Origin of the sequence: Methanoculleus sp., assembly GCF_020696975.1 — an archaeon.
Classification (GTDB): Archaea; Halobacteriota; Methanomicrobia; order Methanomicrobiales; family Methanoculleaceae; genus Methanoculleus.
This window is the reverse complement of record NZ_JAJGBK010000032.1, coordinates 222,694-240,113: the sequence shown is the minus strand read 5'-3', so window position 1 is coordinate 240,113 and position 17,420 is coordinate 222,694. Positions and strand designations below refer to the sequence as shown.

General features: G+C 64.4%; 20 protein-coding genes and 1 tRNA gene. 15 read left to right on the top strand and 6 right to left on the bottom strand.

Going from position 1 to position 17,420, the window contains the following annotated elements:
- Positions 1–21 precede the first annotated feature (21 nt).
- The 5 genes from QZ650_RS11300 to thsA all read left to right on the top strand — a co-directional run bounded on the left by QZ650_RS11300 (position 22) and on the right by thsA (position 4,739).
- Positions 22–879, top strand: coding sequence for a ribose-phosphate diphosphokinase (locus QZ650_RS11300; protein ID WP_292519014.1), 858 nt, complete (start codon positions 22–24; stop codon positions 877–879).
- A complete protein-coding gene (gene rtcA, locus QZ650_RS11295; protein WP_292519016.1) occupies positions 866–1,849 on the top strand; it encodes an RNA 3'-terminal phosphate cyclase in 984 nt (327 codons plus the stop codon). Before QZ650_RS11300 ends, rtcA begins: the two co-directional genes overlap by 14 nt.
- On the top strand, positions 1,846–2,301 hold the full coding sequence (locus QZ650_RS11290) for a nucleotide-binding protein (RefSeq protein ID WP_292519018.1): 456 nt from the start codon (positions 1,846–1,848) through the stop codon (positions 2,299–2,301). Before rtcA ends, QZ650_RS11290 begins: the two co-directional genes overlap by 4 nt.
- Positions 2,302–2,323: 22 nt before the next feature.
- Positions 2,324–2,935: an orotate phosphoribosyltransferase-like protein gene (locus tag QZ650_RS11285; RefSeq protein WP_292519020.1), complete on the top strand. Its 612-nt coding sequence runs from the start codon at positions 2,324–2,326 to the stop codon at positions 2,933–2,935.
- 214 nt (positions 2,936–3,149) lie between these two features.
- On the top strand, positions 3,150–4,739 hold the full coding sequence (gene thsA / locus QZ650_RS11280) for a thermosome subunit alpha (RefSeq protein WP_292519022.1): 1,590 nt from the start codon (positions 3,150–3,152) through the stop codon (positions 4,737–4,739).
- Position 4,740: 1 nt separating this feature from the next.
- Here thsA and QZ650_RS11275 read toward each other — a convergent pair whose 3' ends face one another.
- The gene (locus tag QZ650_RS11275; protein ID WP_292519024.1) at positions 4,741–4,944 is read right to left on the bottom strand and encodes a thiamine S protein; all 204 of its coding nucleotides are present in this window, start codon (positions 4,942–4,944) and stop codon (positions 4,741–4,743) included.
- A gap of 50 nt (positions 4,945–4,994) precedes the next feature.
- On the opposite strand from QZ650_RS11275, the gene QZ650_RS11270 reads away from it, so the two are divergent.
- The 4 genes from QZ650_RS11270 to thiE all read left to right on the top strand — a co-directional run bounded on the left by QZ650_RS11270 (position 4,995) and on the right by thiE (position 8,765).
- Positions 4,995–5,079: transfer RNA gene (locus QZ650_RS11270), tRNA-Ser, on the top strand.
- A gap of 267 nt (positions 5,080–5,346) precedes the next feature.
- On the top strand, positions 5,347–7,239 hold the full coding sequence (locus tag QZ650_RS11265; protein WP_292519026.1) for a PAS domain S-box protein: 1,893 nt from the start codon (positions 5,347–5,349) through the stop codon (positions 7,237–7,239).
- A 51-nt stretch (positions 7,240–7,290) separates the two neighbouring features.
- A complete protein-coding gene (thiM, locus tag QZ650_RS11260) occupies positions 7,291–8,130 on the top strand; it encodes a hydroxyethylthiazole kinase (protein ID WP_292519028.1) in 840 nt (279 codons plus the stop codon).
- The gene (thiE, locus tag QZ650_RS11255; RefSeq protein ID WP_292519030.1) at positions 8,130–8,765 is read left to right on the top strand and encodes a thiamine phosphate synthase; all 636 of its coding nucleotides are present in this window, start codon (positions 8,130–8,132) and stop codon (positions 8,763–8,765) included. Before thiM ends, thiE begins: the two co-directional genes overlap by 1 nt.
- Here thiE and QZ650_RS11250 read toward each other — a convergent pair.
- Positions 8,762–9,130 carry a nuclear transport factor 2 family protein gene (locus QZ650_RS11250; protein ID WP_292519032.1) on the bottom strand — a complete coding sequence of 123 codons (369 nt, stop codon included), beginning with the start codon at positions 9,128–9,130 and terminating at the stop codon, positions 8,762–8,764. The two genes, thiE and QZ650_RS11250, sit on opposite strands and share 4 nt — an antisense overlap.
- 93 nt (positions 9,131–9,223) lie before the next feature.
- On the opposite strand from QZ650_RS11250, the gene tsaA (QZ650_RS11245) reads away from it, so the two are divergent.
- The 6 genes from tsaA (QZ650_RS11245) to QZ650_RS11220 all read left to right on the top strand — a co-directional run bounded on the left by tsaA (QZ650_RS11245) (position 9,224) and on the right by QZ650_RS11220 (position 13,568).
- Positions 9,224–9,721, top strand: a complete 498-nt coding sequence (tsaA, locus tag QZ650_RS11245) for a tRNA (N6-threonylcarbamoyladenosine(37)-N6)-methyltransferase TrmO (RefSeq protein WP_292519034.1) — start codon at positions 9,224–9,226, stop codon at positions 9,719–9,721.
- 97 nt (positions 9,722–9,818) lie between these two features.
- Positions 9,819–10,649 carry a molybdate ABC transporter substrate-binding protein gene (gene modA / locus QZ650_RS11240; RefSeq protein WP_292519036.1) on the top strand — a complete coding sequence of 277 codons (831 nt, stop codon included), beginning with the start codon at positions 9,819–9,821 and terminating at the stop codon, positions 10,647–10,649.
- Entirely contained in the window at positions 10,646–11,137 is a 492-nt protein-coding gene (tsaA, locus tag QZ650_RS11235; RefSeq protein WP_292519038.1) for a tRNA (N6-threonylcarbamoyladenosine(37)-N6)-methyltransferase TrmO, read from the top strand. The genes modA and tsaA (QZ650_RS11235) overlap by 4 nt, the downstream gene beginning before the upstream one ends.
- Before the next feature lie 86 nt (positions 11,138–11,223).
- Complete coding sequence (locus tag QZ650_RS11230; RefSeq protein WP_292519352.1) at positions 11,224–11,952, top strand: ABC transporter permease; 729 nt, start codon at positions 11,224–11,226, stop codon at positions 11,950–11,952.
- Complete coding sequence (locus QZ650_RS11225; RefSeq protein ID WP_292519040.1) at positions 11,952–13,001, top strand: ABC transporter ATP-binding protein; 1,050 nt, start codon at positions 11,952–11,954, stop codon at positions 12,999–13,001. The genes QZ650_RS11230 and QZ650_RS11225 overlap by 1 nt, the downstream gene beginning before the upstream one ends.
- A gap of 42 nt (positions 13,002–13,043) precedes the next feature.
- Positions 13,044–13,568 (top strand): RimK/LysX family protein, encoded by a 525-nt coding sequence (locus tag QZ650_RS11220; protein ID WP_292519042.1) that lies wholly within the window; start codon positions 13,044–13,046, stop codon positions 13,566–13,568.
- 41 nt (positions 13,569–13,609) lie between these two features.
- On the opposite strand, the gene QZ650_RS11215 is transcribed toward QZ650_RS11220, so the two are convergent.
- The 4 genes from QZ650_RS11215 to QZ650_RS11200 form a co-directional block, all read right to left on the bottom strand.
- Complete coding sequence (locus tag QZ650_RS11215) at positions 13,610–13,768, bottom strand: rubredoxin (RefSeq protein WP_292519354.1); 159 nt, start codon at positions 13,766–13,768, stop codon at positions 13,610–13,612.
- A gap of 287 nt (positions 13,769–14,055) precedes the next feature.
- Positions 14,056–14,214, bottom strand: a complete 159-nt coding sequence (locus QZ650_RS11210) for a rubredoxin (protein WP_292519044.1) — start codon at positions 14,212–14,214, stop codon at positions 14,056–14,058.
- Positions 14,215–14,299: 85 nt separating this feature from the next.
- Complete coding sequence (locus QZ650_RS11205) at positions 14,300–15,853, bottom strand: DUF87 domain-containing protein (RefSeq protein ID WP_292519046.1); 1,554 nt, start codon at positions 15,851–15,853, stop codon at positions 14,300–14,302.
- Positions 15,854–15,936: 83 nt separating this feature from the next.
- Positions 15,937–17,325: an MFS transporter gene (locus tag QZ650_RS11200; protein WP_292519048.1), complete on the bottom strand. Its 1,389-nt coding sequence runs from the start codon at positions 17,323–17,325 to the stop codon at positions 15,937–15,939.
- Between the last annotated feature and the right edge of the window lie 95 nt (positions 17,326–17,420).

The following is a 17,420-nucleotide window of genomic DNA, read 5'->3' as shown; positions in this document are numbered from 1 at the left end:
ACTTTCTAGCAAAGGTGTTCTATGAGAATAATCAGCACGGAACGGTCCCAGGTCCTGGCAGCCCGGATATCAGAGAAGATGGGTGTTCCCCTTGTCGAAACAAAATTCAGCCGGTTTCCCGATGGAGAGATGTATCTTCGGTGTGGAGAACTGGACGATGAGACAGTGATCGTCAGCAGCGTCGTGGACAACGATATGCTCGTACAGACCCTCCTCGCAGTTGATGCTGCCGACCAATCAAGGATCACACTGGTGGTCCCGTACCTCGGCTACTCCCGGCAGGACAGGCGGTTCGGCCCGGGTGAGCCGATCAGCGCCCGGGCGGTCGCAAGAGCCCTCTCGACCGGGATCGAGCGGGCGTTTGTGGTCAATATTCATGATCCCGGTGTGCTGGACCATTTCAACATTCCAGCAAAGAACGTCACGATCGCCCCGGCCATCGGGGGTTACGTCGGCGACCTGCGCCTGAAGAATCCCTTGATCCTCGCTCCGGACGAAGGAGCAATCGAGTTTGCGGCCGGCGTCGCCGCCGTCGGCGGGTGGGACTGCGATCACCTTGAAAAGACCCGGCTCTCGGGCGAGGAGGTCCGGATTGCGCCAAAGACCATCGATGCCGCCGGGAGGGATGTCGTGATCGTGGACGACATCATATCCACCGGGGGGACCCTGGCGACCGCCGCCTGCATGCTCCGGGAGCAGGGGGCCACATCCATCCACGCGGCCTGCGTCCACGGGGTGCTCACGAGCGGGGCTTACACGCGCCTGCGGGCGGCAGGGGTCTCATCGGTCGTCTCCAGCGACACCTACGAAAACGCCTCAAGCTTCATATCGGCCGCGAACGCTATCGTCACCGCGATCAGAGAAGATGCTCACCCTTGACGGAACCCATCTCGAAGGGGGCGGACAGATCCTCCGCCTGGCGGTTGCCGTATCGGCAATCTCAGGCATTCCGGTCACCGTCACCAGGATCCGGCAGAACCGGAAGAACCCCGGGCTCGCCCCCCAGCATATAGCCGCGGTTCTGGCAGCAGCCGGGACCTGCGACGCCGAATACACTGGCCTCCATCCCGGGAGCAGCGAGATCACCTTCACCCCGGGGTCGATCCGCCGGGCCGACCTCCTGATTGACCCCGGGACCGCCGGGAGCATCCCCCTCATCCTCCAGGCATGGCTCCCGATCGCCCTTCGTGCCGGCGGGAGCATCACCGTCACGGGCGGGACAGAGGTGGCGTGGAGCCCGACCATCGACTATCTTGACCGTCTCCTCGCGCCGGTGCTCCGCCGTGCCGGGGCCTCGATCGATATCGAGGTGCTTGAACGGGGTTACTACCCGCGAGGAGGCGGGCGGGTGCACGTCCGGGTGGAACCGGCCAGGCCCGGCCCGATAACGGTCCCGAAAGATGAGCGGGAGTGCGGGATCGTCTCCTGCTCGGCAGGCCTTCCGAAACACGTCGTGGAGCGCCAGGCAGCCGCCGCCCGGGAACTCATCGAGAGGGACCTCGGTCTCTCCTGCACCACGACGCTCGACCCCCGGGAGGGTGGGGGAGGCATCGGGAGTTCCATCACGGTATGGAGCGGGGCGAAGGGAGCCGTCGCTCTCGGGAGGAGAGGGCTCCCCGCCGAAGAGGTGGGACGGGCGGCCGCACAGGCCCTGGTGGAGGAGTGCCGGAGCCCCGGCACGGTCGATATCCACCTCGCCGATCAGCTCCTCGTCTACCTTGCCTGCTACGGCGGTGAGTACAGCACGCACACCCTCTCGATGCACGCACAGACCGCCTGCTGGCTCTTTGCGGAGTTCGGGTACCACATAATGTGCCGGAAGAACGGTACCATGGAGTTCTCGGCATGACCCAGGTCCTTGACGCATCGGTCTTCTTCTCGGAGATCCCGGTCGAGAGCCCCGCCTGGACCACCCCCTCGGTGGTCGGGGAACTTGCCGACCTCCACGCAAAGTGCCGATTCGAAGCGCTCGCGGCCACGGGACTCTCGGTCCGGGAGCCGCGTGAGGAGGAACTCTCACGGGTCGACGCCGCAGCCCTCGCAACCGGGGATGCCGGGGTGCTCTCCGGGACCGATCGCGATATCCTGGCGCTCGGGCTGGAGTTATCGGCCGTTCTCGTCACCGACGACTTCGCGGTTCAGAACGTCGCGCACCGCCTCGGGATCCAGACCCGGAGCATCCGGCAGCGGCCAGCCAGGGCAATCCGGTGGCGCTACCGGTGCAGCGGGTGCGGCCGCTACTGGAAAGAGCCGGGAGATTGCCGTGTCTGCGGCGCACCAATCAAAAGAAAACTTAAATAGATCGCTCGGAAATCTCTTCTCCATGTCCGCGCTCGAAGAGTTGATCACGAAGGCAAAGGCGCTCCAGGCAGAAGGGCACACCCCGGGCCAGATCTCCGATGAACTGGGCCTCTCGATGGAGACGGTCACCTGGCTGCTCACCCAGCCGAAGGGCATGGAGGCCCCAAAAGACGTCCATATCGACTGGACAGAGGTGGGGAGTCACGGAACACTCTTAAACGATATGGCAATGATAATGCTCAAGCGCTTCCTCTACCTGGGAGGGGGAGGCGTGCGCACGGCGGGTGATCTCCTCGACACGGTCGTCGGGATCGCGCCGTCGGGTGTCCCGCTCGCCACCCTCATCGCCGCGGAGGAGGGGCTGAAACTCGCGGTCTACCTCCCGGCGAAGCACAGCCGGAGCGAGACCCCAACCGGATCCCTCTCGGGCACCTTCTCCACGATCACCGGACAGCGCTGCATCATCATCGACGACGTCGTCACGACCGGGACGACACTCTCAGAGACCATACAGTTCATCCGGCGCCACGGGGCCACGCCGGTGGCAGTCTGGTCGCTCTTCGACAAGCGGGGTGTCCGGGAGGTCGACGGTGTCCCGGTCCAGTCGCTCTTTGCTATATCACGGCTCGGGTGAGAACCCGGGCAACCTTTCTTGAATAAGCCCTGAACCGACCTATCCGGGCGCACCGACAGGGCATATTGGCCCGTGAGGAGCAACGGGCGCGTAGCGCCAACCGGCAGGTGATCCGGCCCCGCCGATCGGCCGGGACATCCGGGAACGTCGGGCACCTTCGATTACTATATATAGAACCTCTGATCAAACCTAACGAGCAAAGGAGGATTATACAATGCTTGCTGGACAGCCCATCATTATTTTACGGGAGAATGTTGAGCGCACGCGCGGATTCGAGGCGCAGCGCTCGAATATCATGGCTGCAAAGGCAATTGCAGCCGCCGTTCGGACAACGCTCGGTCCCCGGGGAATGGACAAGATGCTGGTAAGCTCCAGCGGTGATGTGGTGATCACAAACGACGGGGCAACCATCCTGCACGAGATGTCCGTGCAGCACCCCGGCGGCAAACTGGTCGTCGAGGTTGCCGAGACCCAGGACGACGAGGTCGGCGACGGCACCACGACCGCGACCGTGCTCGTCGGCTCACTGATGGAGCAGGCGGAGGCTCTGCTCGCCCAGGAGGTTCACCCCACGATCATCGCGCACGGCTACCAGCTCGGCATGGAGAGGGCCCTTGCAATCCTCGACGAACTTGCCATCACGGCCGGGTTCGACGACCGGGAGAACCTCATTAAGATCGCCGGGACCGCCATGACCGGCAAGTCCATCGAGGCGGTCAAGGACAAGATCTCCGGCATGGTGGTCGATGCGGTGCGGCAGGTCGCCACCGAGACGGCTCCGGGCATCTACGTCGTGGATGAGGACGATATCAAGATCAAGACGCAGGTCGGCGACTCGATGGACGACGCCGAACTGATCCGGGGTATCGTCATCGACAAGAAGCGTGTCTTTGAACAGATGCCTGATGCGGTCACGGACGCTAAAGTCGCACTGCTCGCTCAGCCGCTCGAGGTCACGAAGACGCAGGTGAAGTCGAAGATCAAGATCACCTCCTCCGACCAGATGAAGGCGTTCAACGAGCAGGAACGTGAATCCCTCAAGAAACTCGCCGACCAGATCGTTGCCTCCGGCGCAAACGTCGTCCTCTGCCAGAAGGGCATCGCCGATGCGGTGCAGTATTACCTCGCCAAAGCCGGCATCTACGCCATCGAAGATGTCAAAGAAGACGACATGAAGTTCGCCGCGAAAGCCCTCTGTGGCAGCATCGTCAATAAGCCCGAGGAACTCAACGAGGCAACACTCGGTCGCGCAGAGGCAGCCGAAGAGGTTCCTGACGCCGACCTGACGGTCATCTCCGGATGCGAGAACCCGAAAGCCGTCACGATCCTCCTGCGGGGCACCTCCCAGCTGCTGCTGGACGAACTTGAGCGGGCTGTCTACGATGCGGCCAGGGTTGTCCAGGATGCCGTCGAGGACGGCAAGTTCGTCGTCGGCGGCGCATCGGTGGAGACCGAACTTCAGACACGTATCCGCGACTACGCGGCAACCGTCGGCGGACGCGCCCAGCTCGCCATCGAGGCGTTTGCAAACGCGTTCGAGGTCATCCCGAGAACTCTTGCGGAGAACTCCGGATTCGACACGATCGATAAGGTCGTCGCTCTCCGAAAGGCCCATGCCGATGGGGCGAAGTACGCCGGGCTTGATGTCTACACCGGCGAGATCGTAGACATGCAGAAGGCCGGGGTCATCGAGCCGCAGCGCGTGAAGACCCAGGCAATCAAGAGTGCGACCGAGACGGCCATGCTCCTCGTCCGTGTCGACGACATGATGATCACCCAGGGCGGAAAGCCGGGCGCACAGTAAGTCACCCGCGCGAGGAGGCGAGAAAGATCCCGACCTCCCCCTCCTCGATCTCTTTATCCTGCGGGAGGCTCTTCCCGCGGCAGAAGATCAGCGCCGTATCCGGATTGAGCCCGAAGGAGAGGAGAGCGGCCTCGTATGTATCGCCCGGACGGCCCTGGTAGACCAGCACGGTGCCGTCCGGGATGAAGGTGAACCGACAGAGCATACTCGATACCATTATAGCCGCAGAGGGTAAATACTATAGGCTGATTCTGTGCCGAGGTAGTCTAGTCCGGGAAGGCGGTGGCCTCGAAAGCCACTGGTGTTCGGCACCTCGGGAGTTCAAATCTCCCCCTCGGCGTCCACTTTCTTAGTTCAAGTCTTACGGGTTTCATTAGCAAGCATGCACCCGGATATCCGATACGACCCCCCTGGAAATCGTTTCACCACAGGCCGGGCGACACCCCGGAACCCGGCTTTCCAACATGATTGCCCGGGATTTCAATATCTCGCAAGGTGAGGGCAATCCAAAAAGTGATATTATTATAGCCAGGTACATTACTGCTATAGCGACGCATGATGCCCGCTGCCCGGGGCTCCTGCGCACGCCGGCCGATGGGGGTCTCCGTTGTACCGCTGCTTTGATGAACTGGACGATGCTGTCGCCATCCTTGACCGGGACAGCAGCGTTGCGCGGCTGAACCACTCGTTTCGCGATCTATTCGGTATCGAAAGCGAAGCAGTCCGCGGCACGCAGATAGGATATTTTATCACCCACCACCTTACGCCCCTCTTCGAGGAGGACGGCTCTGCCGGCCGGGTCCTCGATGCCCTCCAGCACCGGCGGGAGGTATCCCACGTTACCTGCCGGATGCGAACTTTTTCGGGCGATCTGCGCTGGTTCTCCTTCTCGTGCCGGGTGATGGCCGGCGAGCCGTATGCCGGGATGATGCTCGTCCGGTTCCGGGACGTCACCCCCGAGCGCGGGGAGATGGTGCGGGGCATGGCAGGCATACAGGATCCGGTCAGGGCCGGGTCGGTCTATACCGCCATCGGGGATCTGGTGCCGTACGGTATCTGGATCTGCGAGCCGGACGGCACTGCACTCCACATATCCGCCTCGTTCCTCGACCTGGTGGGGAAGACGATCGAGGGATGCCGGCAGACCGGGTGGGTGGAGAGCATACCGATCGAGGATGTCGCAGCGGCATCCGCCGAATGGAAGCACTGCCTTGATACCGGATGCCTGTGGGACCGTGAATTCAAGATCCGGAATCCCGGCGGGGGATACCGCATCATCCTCTCCCGGGGGGCCCCCGTCCGGGATGAGAACGGAGAGATCCGCCTCTGGGCCGGGATTAACCTCGATATCACCGCGAGAAAACGTGCCGAATGCCTCACCACCCGCCAGGTTGCCCAGCAGGCGGCGATCGCGGAACTCGGCCAGATTGCTCTTGCAGGCACAGAACCTCCCGAACTGATGAATGCCGTGGTCCGGACGGTTGCAAGACACCTGGGGGTCGGGTACGCCAAAGTGTTGCGATACCTCCCTGATGGGGATATGTTCGTGCTCGAAGCGGCGATAGGGTTCGACGGACACGACGTCGGCACGAGAAGGATAGAGGGGGGCACCAACTCCCAGGCAGGCTATACGCTTCTCTCCCGCGAACCGGTGATCGTCGAGGATTTCAGGACAGAGACGCGCTTCTCCGGCCCGGCGCTCCTCCGGGAAGAAGGTATCAGGAGCGGGATCAGCGTCATCATCCAGGGCGACAGGGGCCCATACGGGGTGCTCGGCGCCCATACGCGGATGCAACGGACGTTCACCCGGGATGACAGCAACTTCATCCAGGCGGCGGCAAACGTCCTGGCGCAGGGGCTCGAACGGAGAGCCGCCGAAGAGGCGCTCAGGAAGAGCGAGGAGAAGTTCCGCGAGATTGCGCAGCGGAGCTCCGATATGATCTACACCTGCTACCATGACGGCGGGATCGCGTATATCTCCCCGGCTGTAGAGCACATCCTCGGCTACACACCCGAAGAACTCATCGGCGGCAAGTGCCGCGACTACGTCAGCCCCTTATCGCTCCCCGCATGGCAGGAAGGGCAGAAGAGGGTGGCCCGGGGCGAGCCGGTCGAAGGGCTCGAGGTCGAGTTCCGCAAGAAAGACGGAACAGCGGCGTTTGTGGAACTGAACGAGTCCCCGATCATAGAGAACGGGAAGGTTGCCGGCATCCAGGCAGTCGGGCGGGATATCACCGAACGAAAGCAGTACGAGCAACTCCGGCAGCAGGCATTCCTCCAGATCGAGCGGAACATCGAGCAGTTCGCTGTCCTTGGCGACCACATACGCCAGCCGCTCCAGGTGACCCTGGGCAGAGCGGAACTGCTGGACGATGACGAGACGGCGGCGATCATCCGTGAACAGGTCGGGCGGATCAACGAGTACATCAGACAGCTGGATCAGGGATGGGTGGAGTCACGGAAGGTCCGCGAGTTCCTCCGGCGGCACGACCTGGAGTGAGCCGGCAGACACGAGTTTTATGCGGTTACCCGGGAAATAGTCAGGGTAGTTATGCCGGGCAACACGACAGAAGACTCATCGGCACGCATGACGGACGGCGCGATCCCCGCCGGCCTTCTTTCCGCCGTGCGGTCGAAGCGGCCGCTCATCCACCACATCACGAACAGCGTCACGATCAACGACTGCGCGAACATCACCATCTGTTCCGGGGCTGCCCCGGTGATGGCCGAGGCGCCCGAAGAGGTCGCCGATATGGTCGCCGCCGCAGGCGCCCTCGTCCTGAACATCGGGACGCTCTCCGCCACGCAGGTCGAGGCGATGCTCGCCGCCGGCCGGCGGGCAAACGACCTCGGCATCCCCATCGTCCTCGACCCGGTCGGCGTGGGGGCGACCGGTTTCCGGACGGAGACCGCCCGACGGCTCCTCGACGCCCTCGATATCGCCGTCCTGAAAGGGAACGCCGGGGAGATCGGCGTCCTTGCCGGGACAGGCGGGAGCGTCAGGGGAGTGGACTCCGGCGGGATTGCGGGCGATCCCGTCGAGACGGCACGGGCATGCGCCCGCCTGACCGGGACCGTCGTCTCGATGACGGGGGCGGTCGACGTCGTCACCGACGGCGACCGGGTCTACCTCGTCAGGAACGGCAACCCGGCGATGGACCGCCTCTCGGGCACCGGGTGCATGGCCTCCTCGGTCACCGCGGCGTTCGTCGCGGTCGCGGACGATTACGCTGTCGCGTCGGCCGCGGCGCTCGCGGCCTTCGGGCGGGCCGGGGAGCGCGGCGCCGCCGTGGCACGCGGCCCCTACTCGTTCCGGACGGGGCTCTTTGACGAACTTGCCGGGCTCTCCCCCGACGACCTTGCCCGGCACGCGCGGATCGAGGAGCGGTGATGGAATACGACCTCTACGTAGTCACGGACGAGAAGATCGGCCGCGGGCGCTCCCACACGGAACTTGCCGCCCGCGCCGTTGCAGGGGGAGCGGACGTGATCCAGCTCCGCGACAAGAACCTCTCCGGCCGGGCGCTCTTCGATGCAGCCCTCGCCGTCCGTGAGATCACCGCTGATGCCGGCGCGCTCTTCATCGTGAACGACCGCCTGGATGTTGCCCTGGCTGCCGGCGCCGACGGGGTCCACCTCGGCGCGGGCGACCTTCCCATCAGGGAAGCGCGGCGCATCGCCCCGCCGGGGTTCATCATCGGGGCCTCGGTCGGGTCTGCCGCCACGGCGGTCGGCGCCGCGGCGGAGGGGGCCGATTACGTGGCGCTCAGCCCGACGTTTGCGACCGGGTCGAAAAACGACGCGGGGCCGGGCCACGGGCTTATGATGCTTGCAGAGATCCGGGCCGCGGTCGCCCTCCCCCTCGTCGCGATCGGGGGGATCACCGCGGCAAACGTCGGCGACGTCATCGCCGCGGGGGCGGACGGCGTCGCGGTGATCTCGGCGGTCGTCGGCGAGGACGACGTCACCGCCGCCGCACGGAACCTCCGGAGCCGGATCGTCGCCGCAAAGGCGAAAGGGCGTTAACCCTCTGACTCCGGCTTCCGGAGCGCCGGAGTCCTCTGGTGGAAGGCCGCCCGCCACCGGCCGCCGTCCCGGGCGTATACGGTCGATACGTAGAGCGTCTGCCCGCCGAAGGAGACGGTATAGGCGAGGACGGCACACCCCTCCCCGACGGGCACGACCTTTTCGTCCATGATGGCGTACTCCGGAAACTCGTTGGGGTTCTCCACGAGATCACGGAGGATCCCTTCCCTGTCCAGGATGCCCCGGGGGCTGACGACAAGAGCTTCCGGCGCAAGATACTCCCGATAGAACGCTGCGTCCCGGGTGTCCGCGGCCTTCCAGGCCCGTTTCTCGATATCGGAGAGAACCGTTAACAGGTCTTCCATAGAGAACACGTGAACGCACGGGGCGGTAATAACCGTTTCCTGTGGTCTACCCGGACGCAAACCCTCTTCGCCTCGCCGGGAGAGTGGTACCCCATGACCGGGATCACCTTCACCCCCATCGGCATCGTCCACTCTCCATTCCGCGACCCCCGCAATATGCCCATCCAGCCCGTCGGCGCCCAGGGTATCAGGGGCACGATCGAACTCGACCCCGCCTGCACTGCCGGTTTAAAGGACCTTGCCGGGTTCTCGCGGATCATCCTCCTCTACCACTTCCACCGCTCGGAGGGCTACGCGCTCGAGGTGGTCCCGTTCCTCGACAAGACGCCGCACGGCGTCTTTGCGACCCGGGCGCCCCGCCGCCCCAACGCCATCGGGCTCTCGATCCTCAGGCTGGTCGCCGTCGACGGCACGACGCTCACCGTCGAGGACGTGGATATCCTGGACGGGACGCCGGTCCTCGACATCAAGCCCTACGTCCCGGCGTTCGACGCCTATCCCGACGAACAGGCAGGGTGGCTGGCAGCAGCTCCCGAAGACCCCCACACCATGCGGTCGGACGGCAGGTTCTGCAACCGGGGGGAGCAGTAACATTTAACAGGGAGGAGTTGAGGTAAAACTATTTAACATAACTGAAAAGTAAAAGAAAGTACTTTAATACCGTGAGGTGGGTACCGAATGGTATCACATGACAGAGAATCCCGTTGCACTGATTTTGCTCGCCATCCTCGCCTGCCTCCTCTGCACGGCGGGATGCACCTCACAGCCGGCGATCACCGCCACCGGCGATAACACCACACCCGCCGGGACGGACGACTCGCTCTTCGTCTACTCCGGCGCAGGCCTCAAGAAACCGATGACCGCGATCGGTGAGGCGTTTACGGAGAAGTACGGTATCGACGTCGAGTACACCTTCGCCGGCTCGGGCACGCTCATCACCCAGATGGAGCTCTCCCGGAAAGGCGACGCCTTTATCCCCGGCGGAACCCCGGACTACCGGATCGCGCAGAACAAAAGTCTGGTCGGGGAGCCGGGCTACGTCGCCTACCACGTCCCGGTGATCGCCGTCGGCAAGGGAAACCCCCACAGCATCACCTCGGTGGACGACTTCACCCGGCCCGGCCTGAAGATCGCTCTCGGCGCCGCGAACACCACCGCCATCGGGAAGGCCGGCGACAGACTCTTTGAGAAGCACGGCATTCTCGACGCCGTCGAGAAGAACGTCGTCCTCCGGGCCCCGACGATCAACGAGGTGGTTGTGGCGATGAACATGGGCACCGCCGACGCCGCGCTCATCACGCTCGATATGGTGAACCCCGCGACGATGGACACTATCGATCTGGTGCAGGAAGACGGCCTCGTCCTGATCGTGCCGGTCGGGGCGACCACCTTCACGGAGCAGCCGGACACCGCTCAGGCGTTCGTCGCGTTCGTCACCTCCGACGAGGGGAAGGCGATCTTTGCAGAGCACGGGTTCCCGGCCTATCCCGACCCGGCCTACAGGGGGATCGAGCCATGAACGGCACGGAGTATACCTGCCGGCCCATCGGCGTCGCCCGGACGCCCTTCTCCGACCCGGCCGCCACCCCCATCCAGGCGGCCTTCTCCACCGTCCGCGGGACGGTGGAAGTCTTCCCCGAGTTCCGGGACGGTCTGGCGGCGCTCGCAGGATTCTCCCACCTCATCCTCATCTACCGGTTTCATCGCGCCGCCAGTGAAGCGATCGCCGAACGCCCCCTCATCGACGGCGCCAAGGCGCACGGCATCTTCGCCACCCGGCACTTCAACCGCCCGAACATGCTCGGGATTTCGGTCGTCAGGCTTGCCGGGATCGACGGCGCCACGCTCGCCGTCGAGGGCGTCGACCTCCTGGACGGGACGCCGATCCTCGACATCAAACCCTACATCCCCGGCTTTGACAGCATCCCCGATGCGGCCTCCGGGTGGGTGACGCCGCAGCACATCGAGCAGATCAGGAGACAGAGCGCGTCGTTCAGGGTCGATTAGCCGTGTCCCGAAAGATGGACACCTTCTCCCGTCCTACCCCATTTAAAATCCTCTTTCTCGTCATCCTCTTCGGCCTGATCGGCTACATGGCCGTCGTCCTCGCCGGCCTCGTGGCCTACCCGCCGCTCCCGGCCCTCGTCGGGAGCCTTGCGTCCCCGGAGATCGTCGCCGCAGTCGAACTCTCCCTCGTCACCTCGGCGGTCTCCACCGCTCTCTGCATCCTCGCCGCCGTCCCGGTCGCCTACTCCCTCGCCCGGTTCTCGTTTCCCGGCAAGAGGGTCGCAACCACCCTGATGAACCTCCCGCTCACCCTCCCGCCGCTCGTCGCGGGCGTGGCGCTGCTCATCTTCTACGGGCCGTCGACGTTCGGGAAGATGCTCTCATCGCTGGGGTTCGACGTCGTCTACACCCCGCTCGGGATCATCGTCGCCCAGTTCTTCGTCAACGTCCCTTACATGATCCGGGTCACCCGGTCGGCCTTCGAGACGATCAATCCCCGCTACGAGCACGTCGCCCGGACGCTCGGCTGCACCGAGTGGGGCGCGTTCCGCCAGGTCACCCTCCCTCTCGCTAAAAACGGCCTCGTCGCGGGCCTGGTCATCACCTGGTCAAAGTCCATCGGCGAGTTCGGTGCGGTCCTCATGCTCGCCGGGGCGACCCGGATGAAGACCGAGACCCTGCCCATCGCGCTCTTCCTGAACATGTCGACAGGGGACCTCGACCTCGCCATCGCCGCATCGGTCATCCTGATCGCGATCTCCATGGCGTCGCTCCTGATCTTCGAGCGTTGCGGCGACAGCAGGGGGATCTTCTGATGCTTTCGATCAGGGACCTCTCCCTCTCGCTCGGGGAGTTCTTCCTTGCCGGCGTGGACCTGACCGTCGCCGATGGGGAGTACTTCATCGTCCTCGGCCCGACCGGCGCCGGGAAGACGATCCTCCTTGAGACGATCGCAGGGATCTACGCTCCCGATACGGGGACGATCACCCTTGACGGCCGCGATATCACCCGCACCGACCCGAAAGACCGGGGAATCGGCATGGTCTACCAGGATTACATGCTCTTTCCTCACCTGACGGTTGCGGCAAACATCGGGTTCGGCCTCCTCCAGCGCGGGGTCGATCCCGCCCGGATACGAGAGGCGGTGAGGGAGGCAGCTGACCTTCTCGGGATCGGCCATCTCCTCGACCGCACGCCGGGGACACTCTCCGGCGGGGAGCAGCAGCGGGCGGCGATCGCCCGGGCGCTCGTCCTCCGGCCCCGCGTCCTGCTTCTGGACGAACCGCTCTCGGCACTCGACGCCGTCACCCGCGACCGGCTCCGGAAGGAACTCAGAGCCGTCCACCGGGCGACCAACACGACGGTCGTCCACATCACCCACCACTTCGAGGACATCTTCGCCCTCGCCGACCGGGTGGCGGTGATGCAGGACGGGAAGGTCGTCCAGACGGGCACGCCCGACGAGGTCTTCCGGAAGCCCGCCACCGAATTCGTCGCCGCCTTCACCGGCATGGAGAACGTCTACTGCGGCGTCTCAAGGGTCAAAGACGGGGAGGCGGCGATCGATCTCGGCGGCATCGTCATCCGGACCGTCACCGACATCGAGGGCGAGGTCTGCGTCGGCATCCGGCCCGAGGAGGTGATCGTCTCCCGCGAGCCGTTCGAGTCGAGCGCCGTAAACGCATTCTCCGGCACGGTGACGGAGGTCCGGCAGAACGGCATCTTCTCCCGGGTCGTCGTGGACGCGGGCCTGCCCTTCGTCGCCGTCCTGACCCGGCAGAGCATCGCCCGCCTGGATCTTGCCGAGGGGGGGCCGGCGTCCGTGACTTTCAAGGCCTCGGCGGTCCACGTCTTCGTCCGGTAGCCGCCGGAGGATTTATCCAGGTTCCCCCTGCACGGGGAGCCGATGGAGACCGACGAGATCCGTGAGGAGATTGCCTTCGCCGCCGCGGAGGCCGCGCTCGCCGTCCGGTTCGGCATCCCTGCCGACGCGCTCCTCCCCCTCCTCTTCTCGCTCCGCTACGGGGGGGACTGGAGCTACGCTTCAGAAGAGATCCGATCGATATCGGCTGTGACGAGGACCACGGTCTACGACGAGGCAAGCCGGACCGGCTACTCTCTCGAGGAGATCCACCTCTTCGTCAACCCGGTCATCCTCGACCGCGAAGGGACAGTCCACCGGCTCGAAAAGTGCGGCAACGCTCCCGCCCGGCTGCTTGTTACGCGGCCCTACCGGGTGCGCATCGGCGCCCGCCGGGGGATCAGAATGACCGTCCACCCGCTCGAGCGGACGATCAGGACAGAAGATCTCGGCGCCGCGGAGAAGGTCTTCTCGGGCTCGGCCGCCTACGGGATCGACCACGAGATGGAGCACCTCGCCGGCAGGGAGGTCCACGGGAAGGGGCTCCGGGTCTTTCGGTGGGGTGGTTGAGAGTCACCCCACCACGGGGAGGGAAAAAACCGGACCTGCCCTTACACTTTCTTGAACAGGTTCTTCTCCGCGCCGCACCGGGAGCATGCCCAGGAGTCGGGCAGATCTTCGAAGGTTGTGCGTGGGTTGATACCCTGGCCGGGCTCGCCGGCCCTGGGGTTGTAGACGTAGCCGCAGAGTCCGCACCGGTATGAGTCCATCATCTCCTTCACCTCATCACCCCGACCGGCCGCAACGTCGACGGGGCACGGTCCCCATGTATCCCCGGGAAGATAAGTACTCCGCTCAGAAGGCAGGATGAGGTTCCCGGCCGGTAAGGTCCGCGAGAACGGAGGATACCGTTTTCATCGGGTTTCGGAGCCGGTTTAACGGAGATCCGCTCGATGCGACGATCGGCGAAACGGTTTTTCCAGGACGAATCAACGTCGGTCGGGTTCCCGGAACAGACCAAAAGAGGATGATAGAGATCCGGGAGTGGTTACCACTCTCAGAGCTTCGAGAACCGGCTCTTCGGCGCACCGCACCGGGGGCACCGCCAGGTGTCCGGGAGGTCTTCGAAGGCCGTGTTCGGCTTGACGCCGTGAGCAGAGTCGCCGATTGCGGGGTTATAGACATAGCCGCAGAGATTACACCGGTATGAATCCATCAGTCATTCACCTTCTTCCCCTCCCGGCTCGCAGCCGGCGGGGGCACAGACTGATCGTTGACTCCGGATAGGATAAGCGCTCCGATCAGGTGACCGGGAAATGGAGCTCCTTGCCCGTGCAGCCGTCGAGGAGGATCGAGCGCTCGGTCCGGTCCGATTCAAACCGGATCAGGTAGACCGGGTAGTAAATCGTATCGAACCCGACAATCTCCGCCGTCGGCTCGAGCCCCTTGAGGATGGTCCGGAGGGAGGCCTCCGTGACTCTCGCTTCGGCGGGCGGCTCCCGGAGCGGCTCCATCGGGAGGGCCGTCCCCGGCCGGAGGGTGGAGAGGCCGGGAACCTCCGTCGCGAGCAGGGGGACATAGACCGTTGTATCGCCCACCGTCTTCATGGTCGTGACAAGTTTCGCCTTCTCGAGGTTTTTCAACGCCTTCTTAACCAGATCGGGCGGGAGACGGGTATCGGCCTCGATCTCGACCGGTGTCGAGCCGCCGTTTGCAAGCCGGGTGACGATCCTCACCGCGGCCTCATCGAGCCCGAGGAGCTCCGAGAACCCCGGCCTGACCTTCAGCCCCCGGTCAATCTCGACGATGCAGCCGGTAAGCCCGTCTATGCAAAACGACGCCGTCTTCGTCGCCTTCCGGATGAACCCGCCGATGTAGCGGACCTCCAGGCGGTGGAGCGGCCGGTAGAGCCGTTCCCCGGAGACAACCCTCTCTTCGGGTTCAAAGAAGAGGAGACGGCGTTTGCGTCTCGCCATAGCAATACCGAGCGCTTCTTCACGGAGCAGCACCGGGACAACCGCGTTTCCCGGGGCAGGCGGCGGCACCGGGTCTTTTTGGGGGCCGGCGCACGGTCCGGGCGGCTTTCCCGGCACAAGCCGGGGCGTCGTGCCCCGGTGCTCGCAGATCCGGTCACGGAAGCGCATCCTGGTCTTCTCTCCCCTGAGTCTGCCCATCACGAAGAACTCCCCGGGTTCGAGGTCCGCGAGTTCACCGGCCTCTTTCCGGGACGAGAAGAAGAGGCTGACAGCCTTTAAGTCGTTCTCGATCGAGAGTTTTCCGAGGATCTGGCTGTTGCACTGCGAGAGAACGTTTTTTGTCACGAGCGACGGCCGCTGGGTCGCGACCAGGAGGCCGAGCCCGCGCTTGCGCCCCCGGCGGGAGATCTCCTCGATCTTTTTTACGGAGTCGCCGGACTGCGGGATGAATTTGTCCGCTTCCTCCACAATCAGCAAAAAAGGCTGCTTTAACCCGCTCTCCAGGTCGTAGAGGACGTCGGCGAGGAGGGTCACCTTCGCCTGCATATCGGCCTCCGAGACGTCGAAGATCACCGCCGTCCGTGAGCAGATCGCCTCATGCATCAGTTCCCGGAGGTTCGCCCACTCGATATCCGCATCGCAGCCCTTCCCGGAACCGATCCAGAGGAGGGGGAACCGGTCTCTGAGTGAGGAGTACTCCCCCTCCGTGTCGATGAGGCAGAACCCCACCCGCGCCAGCAGGAGCTGCTCGCAGAGGACTGCAATCCCCCAGCTCTTCCCGGCACCCGACTGCGCGATGATGCAGGTCCTTCCGGTTACCAGTTCCTGGGCATCGACGGCGATCTCCCGGTCACCGGCCATTCCGATTACGAGGTCCATTCGTTAAGGAGATCACAGGGTGTCCGGAGTTTTAACGTTTACTCTCTGCTCCACGGGGCCCCTTTCTTAGAATAAGGCGATATTTAGAGGATTTTGTTCCTTCGAAGCGAGAGGAAGACTCCAAACACCGAAAGGATAGCGAACGCGAGGAAGATCAGCCGCATGCTCAGGAGAAACTCCGGGAATATCGCCGGTGTGACAACGGTCGCCCCCATGATGACCGCAAAGATCACCAGGACCGCCCCCATGCTCAGCATCATACCGAGCGATCGCATCATGGCCGTCATCGCCGATGCGCACCCGTAGTCCTGCTTCGTGACAGAACCCATGATGGCGGTGGTGTTCGGGGACGAGAAGAGCCCGACCCCCACACCCAGCAGGATCAGGAGGGCGAGGATCACGCCAACCGGCGTGGTCTCCCCGAGCAGGAAGAAGCCGAAGAGAGCCGCACCCGAGATCCCCATCCCCACCGAGGCGACGTGCCCGGGCTGTATCCTGTCGGCGAGACGGCCGGAGACCGGGGCGACAAAGACCTGGATGATCGGCTGGACCAGGAGAAGGGTGCCCGCGGTGACGGGTTCGTAGCCCCGGATGTACTGGAGGTAGAGGGAGAGGAGGAACCCGACCGCATACGTGGCGCTGTAGTTGATCAGGGCGGCGGCGTTCGAGGCGGCAAAGACCCGGTTCTTCTCGATGAGAGAGACCGGGAGGAGGGGGCAGGGCTGGTGCCGCTCTACCCGGAAGAAGGCTATCCCGAGCGCCAGGGCCGCGACGAGGAGAGCCGCGCCGGCCGGGGTGGTCGCCGAGGCCAGGCCCAGAAAGAGGCAGAGGATCAGGGCCGAGGAGAGGACCAGCCCGGGGATATCGAAGTGTTCCTGCCGCCGCTCGTTCAGGAACGCCGGGAACTTTCTGGCGTAGACGAGCGCCGGGACGGCGAGGAGCGCGGTCAGGATGAAGATGCTCCGCCAGCCGAAGAACTGGGTCAGGGCGCCCCCGAGGAACGGGCCGAGCGAGAGCCCGGCGTAGACGGCGGTGACGTTGAGCCCTATTGCGGAGCCCCGCTCGCCCGGCGGGTAGAGCTGGGTGATCAGGGCCACGCTGTTTGCGTAGATCATGGCCCCGCCGGCTCCCTGCACGAAGCGGAAGATGAGGAGCAGGTCGAGCGTGGGCGTGAAGATGGTGAGGATGGACCCGAGAGTGTAGACGACGACCCCGGCGAGGAAGACCGTGACCCTCCCGCGGGAGTCGCCGAGCCTCCCTGCCGGGAGGAGGAAGATGACCGACGAGAGGAGGTAGGCGCTGGAGATCCAGGCGAGGGTTGCGGCGTCCGCGGAGAACTCGCCCCCGATTGCCGGGAGGGCGAGGTTGATCGCCGAACCCGTGAACGGGTTTAAGAACGTGACGACGGTGACCAGTAGCAGGATGAACCTTCGTGAATACGGTTGCTCGCCTTTCTGCTCTACTCCCGTCACTCATGCCTCCCGAACAGCCCGAGCCCCGGCCGGGCTATGTTGCATAGGTATTTGTGCCCGCTGCAAATAATGGCACTGTTGCCGCCCATCCCGGA

Bases quoted from the DNA above. Each gene is read 5' to 3' on its own strand.
- QZ650_RS11300 (WP_292519014.1), top strand. From the start codon at position 22: ATGAGAATAATCAGCACGGAACGGTCCCAGGTCCTGGCAGCCCGGATA.
- rtcA (WP_292519016.1), top strand. From the start codon at position 866: ATGCTCACCCTTGACGGAACCCATCTCGAAGGGGGCGGACAGATCCTC.
- QZ650_RS11290 (WP_292519018.1), top strand. From the start codon at position 1,846: ATGACCCAGGTCCTTGACGCATCGGTCTTCTTCTCGGAGATCCCGGTC.
- QZ650_RS11285 (WP_292519020.1), top strand. From the start codon at position 2,324: ATGTCCGCGCTCGAAGAGTTGATCACGAAGGCAAAGGCGCTCCAGGCA.
- thsA (WP_292519022.1), top strand. From the start codon at position 3,150: ATGCTTGCTGGACAGCCCATCATTATTTTACGGGAGAATGTTGAGCGC.
- QZ650_RS11275 (WP_292519024.1), bottom strand. From the start codon at position 4,944: ATGCTCTGTCGGTTCACCTTCATCCCGGACGGCACCGTGCTGGTCTAC.
- thiM (WP_292519028.1), top strand. From the start codon at position 7,291: ATGCCGGGCAACACGACAGAAGACTCATCGGCACGCATGACGGACGGC.
- thiE (WP_292519030.1), top strand. From the start codon at position 8,130: ATGGAATACGACCTCTACGTAGTCACGGACGAGAAGATCGGCCGCGGG.
- QZ650_RS11250 (WP_292519032.1), bottom strand. From the start codon at position 9,130: ATGGAAGACCTGTTAACGGTTCTCTCCGATATCGAGAAACGGGCCTGG.
- tsaA (WP_292519034.1), top strand. From the start codon at position 9,224: ATGACCGGGATCACCTTCACCCCCATCGGCATCGTCCACTCTCCATTC.
- modA (WP_292519036.1), top strand. From the start codon at position 9,819: ATGACAGAGAATCCCGTTGCACTGATTTTGCTCGCCATCCTCGCCTGC.
- tsaA (WP_292519038.1), top strand. From the start codon at position 10,646: ATGAACGGCACGGAGTATACCTGCCGGCCCATCGGCGTCGCCCGGACG.
- QZ650_RS11230 (WP_292519352.1), top strand. From the start codon at position 11,224: ATGGCCGTCGTCCTCGCCGGCCTCGTGGCCTACCCGCCGCTCCCGGCC.
- QZ650_RS11225 (WP_292519040.1), top strand. From the start codon at position 11,952: ATGCTTTCGATCAGGGACCTCTCCCTCTCGCTCGGGGAGTTCTTCCTT.
- QZ650_RS11220 (WP_292519042.1), top strand. From the start codon at position 13,044: ATGGAGACCGACGAGATCCGTGAGGAGATTGCCTTCGCCGCCGCGGAG.
- QZ650_RS11215 (WP_292519354.1), bottom strand. From the start codon at position 13,768: ATGGACTCATACCGGTGCGGACTCTGCGGCTACGTCTACAACCCCAGG.
- QZ650_RS11210 (WP_292519044.1), bottom strand. From the start codon at position 14,214: ATGGATTCATACCGGTGTAATCTCTGCGGCTATGTCTATAACCCCGCA.
- QZ650_RS11205 (WP_292519046.1), bottom strand. From the start codon at position 15,853: ATGGACCTCGTAATCGGAATGGCCGGTGACCGGGAGATCGCCGTCGAT.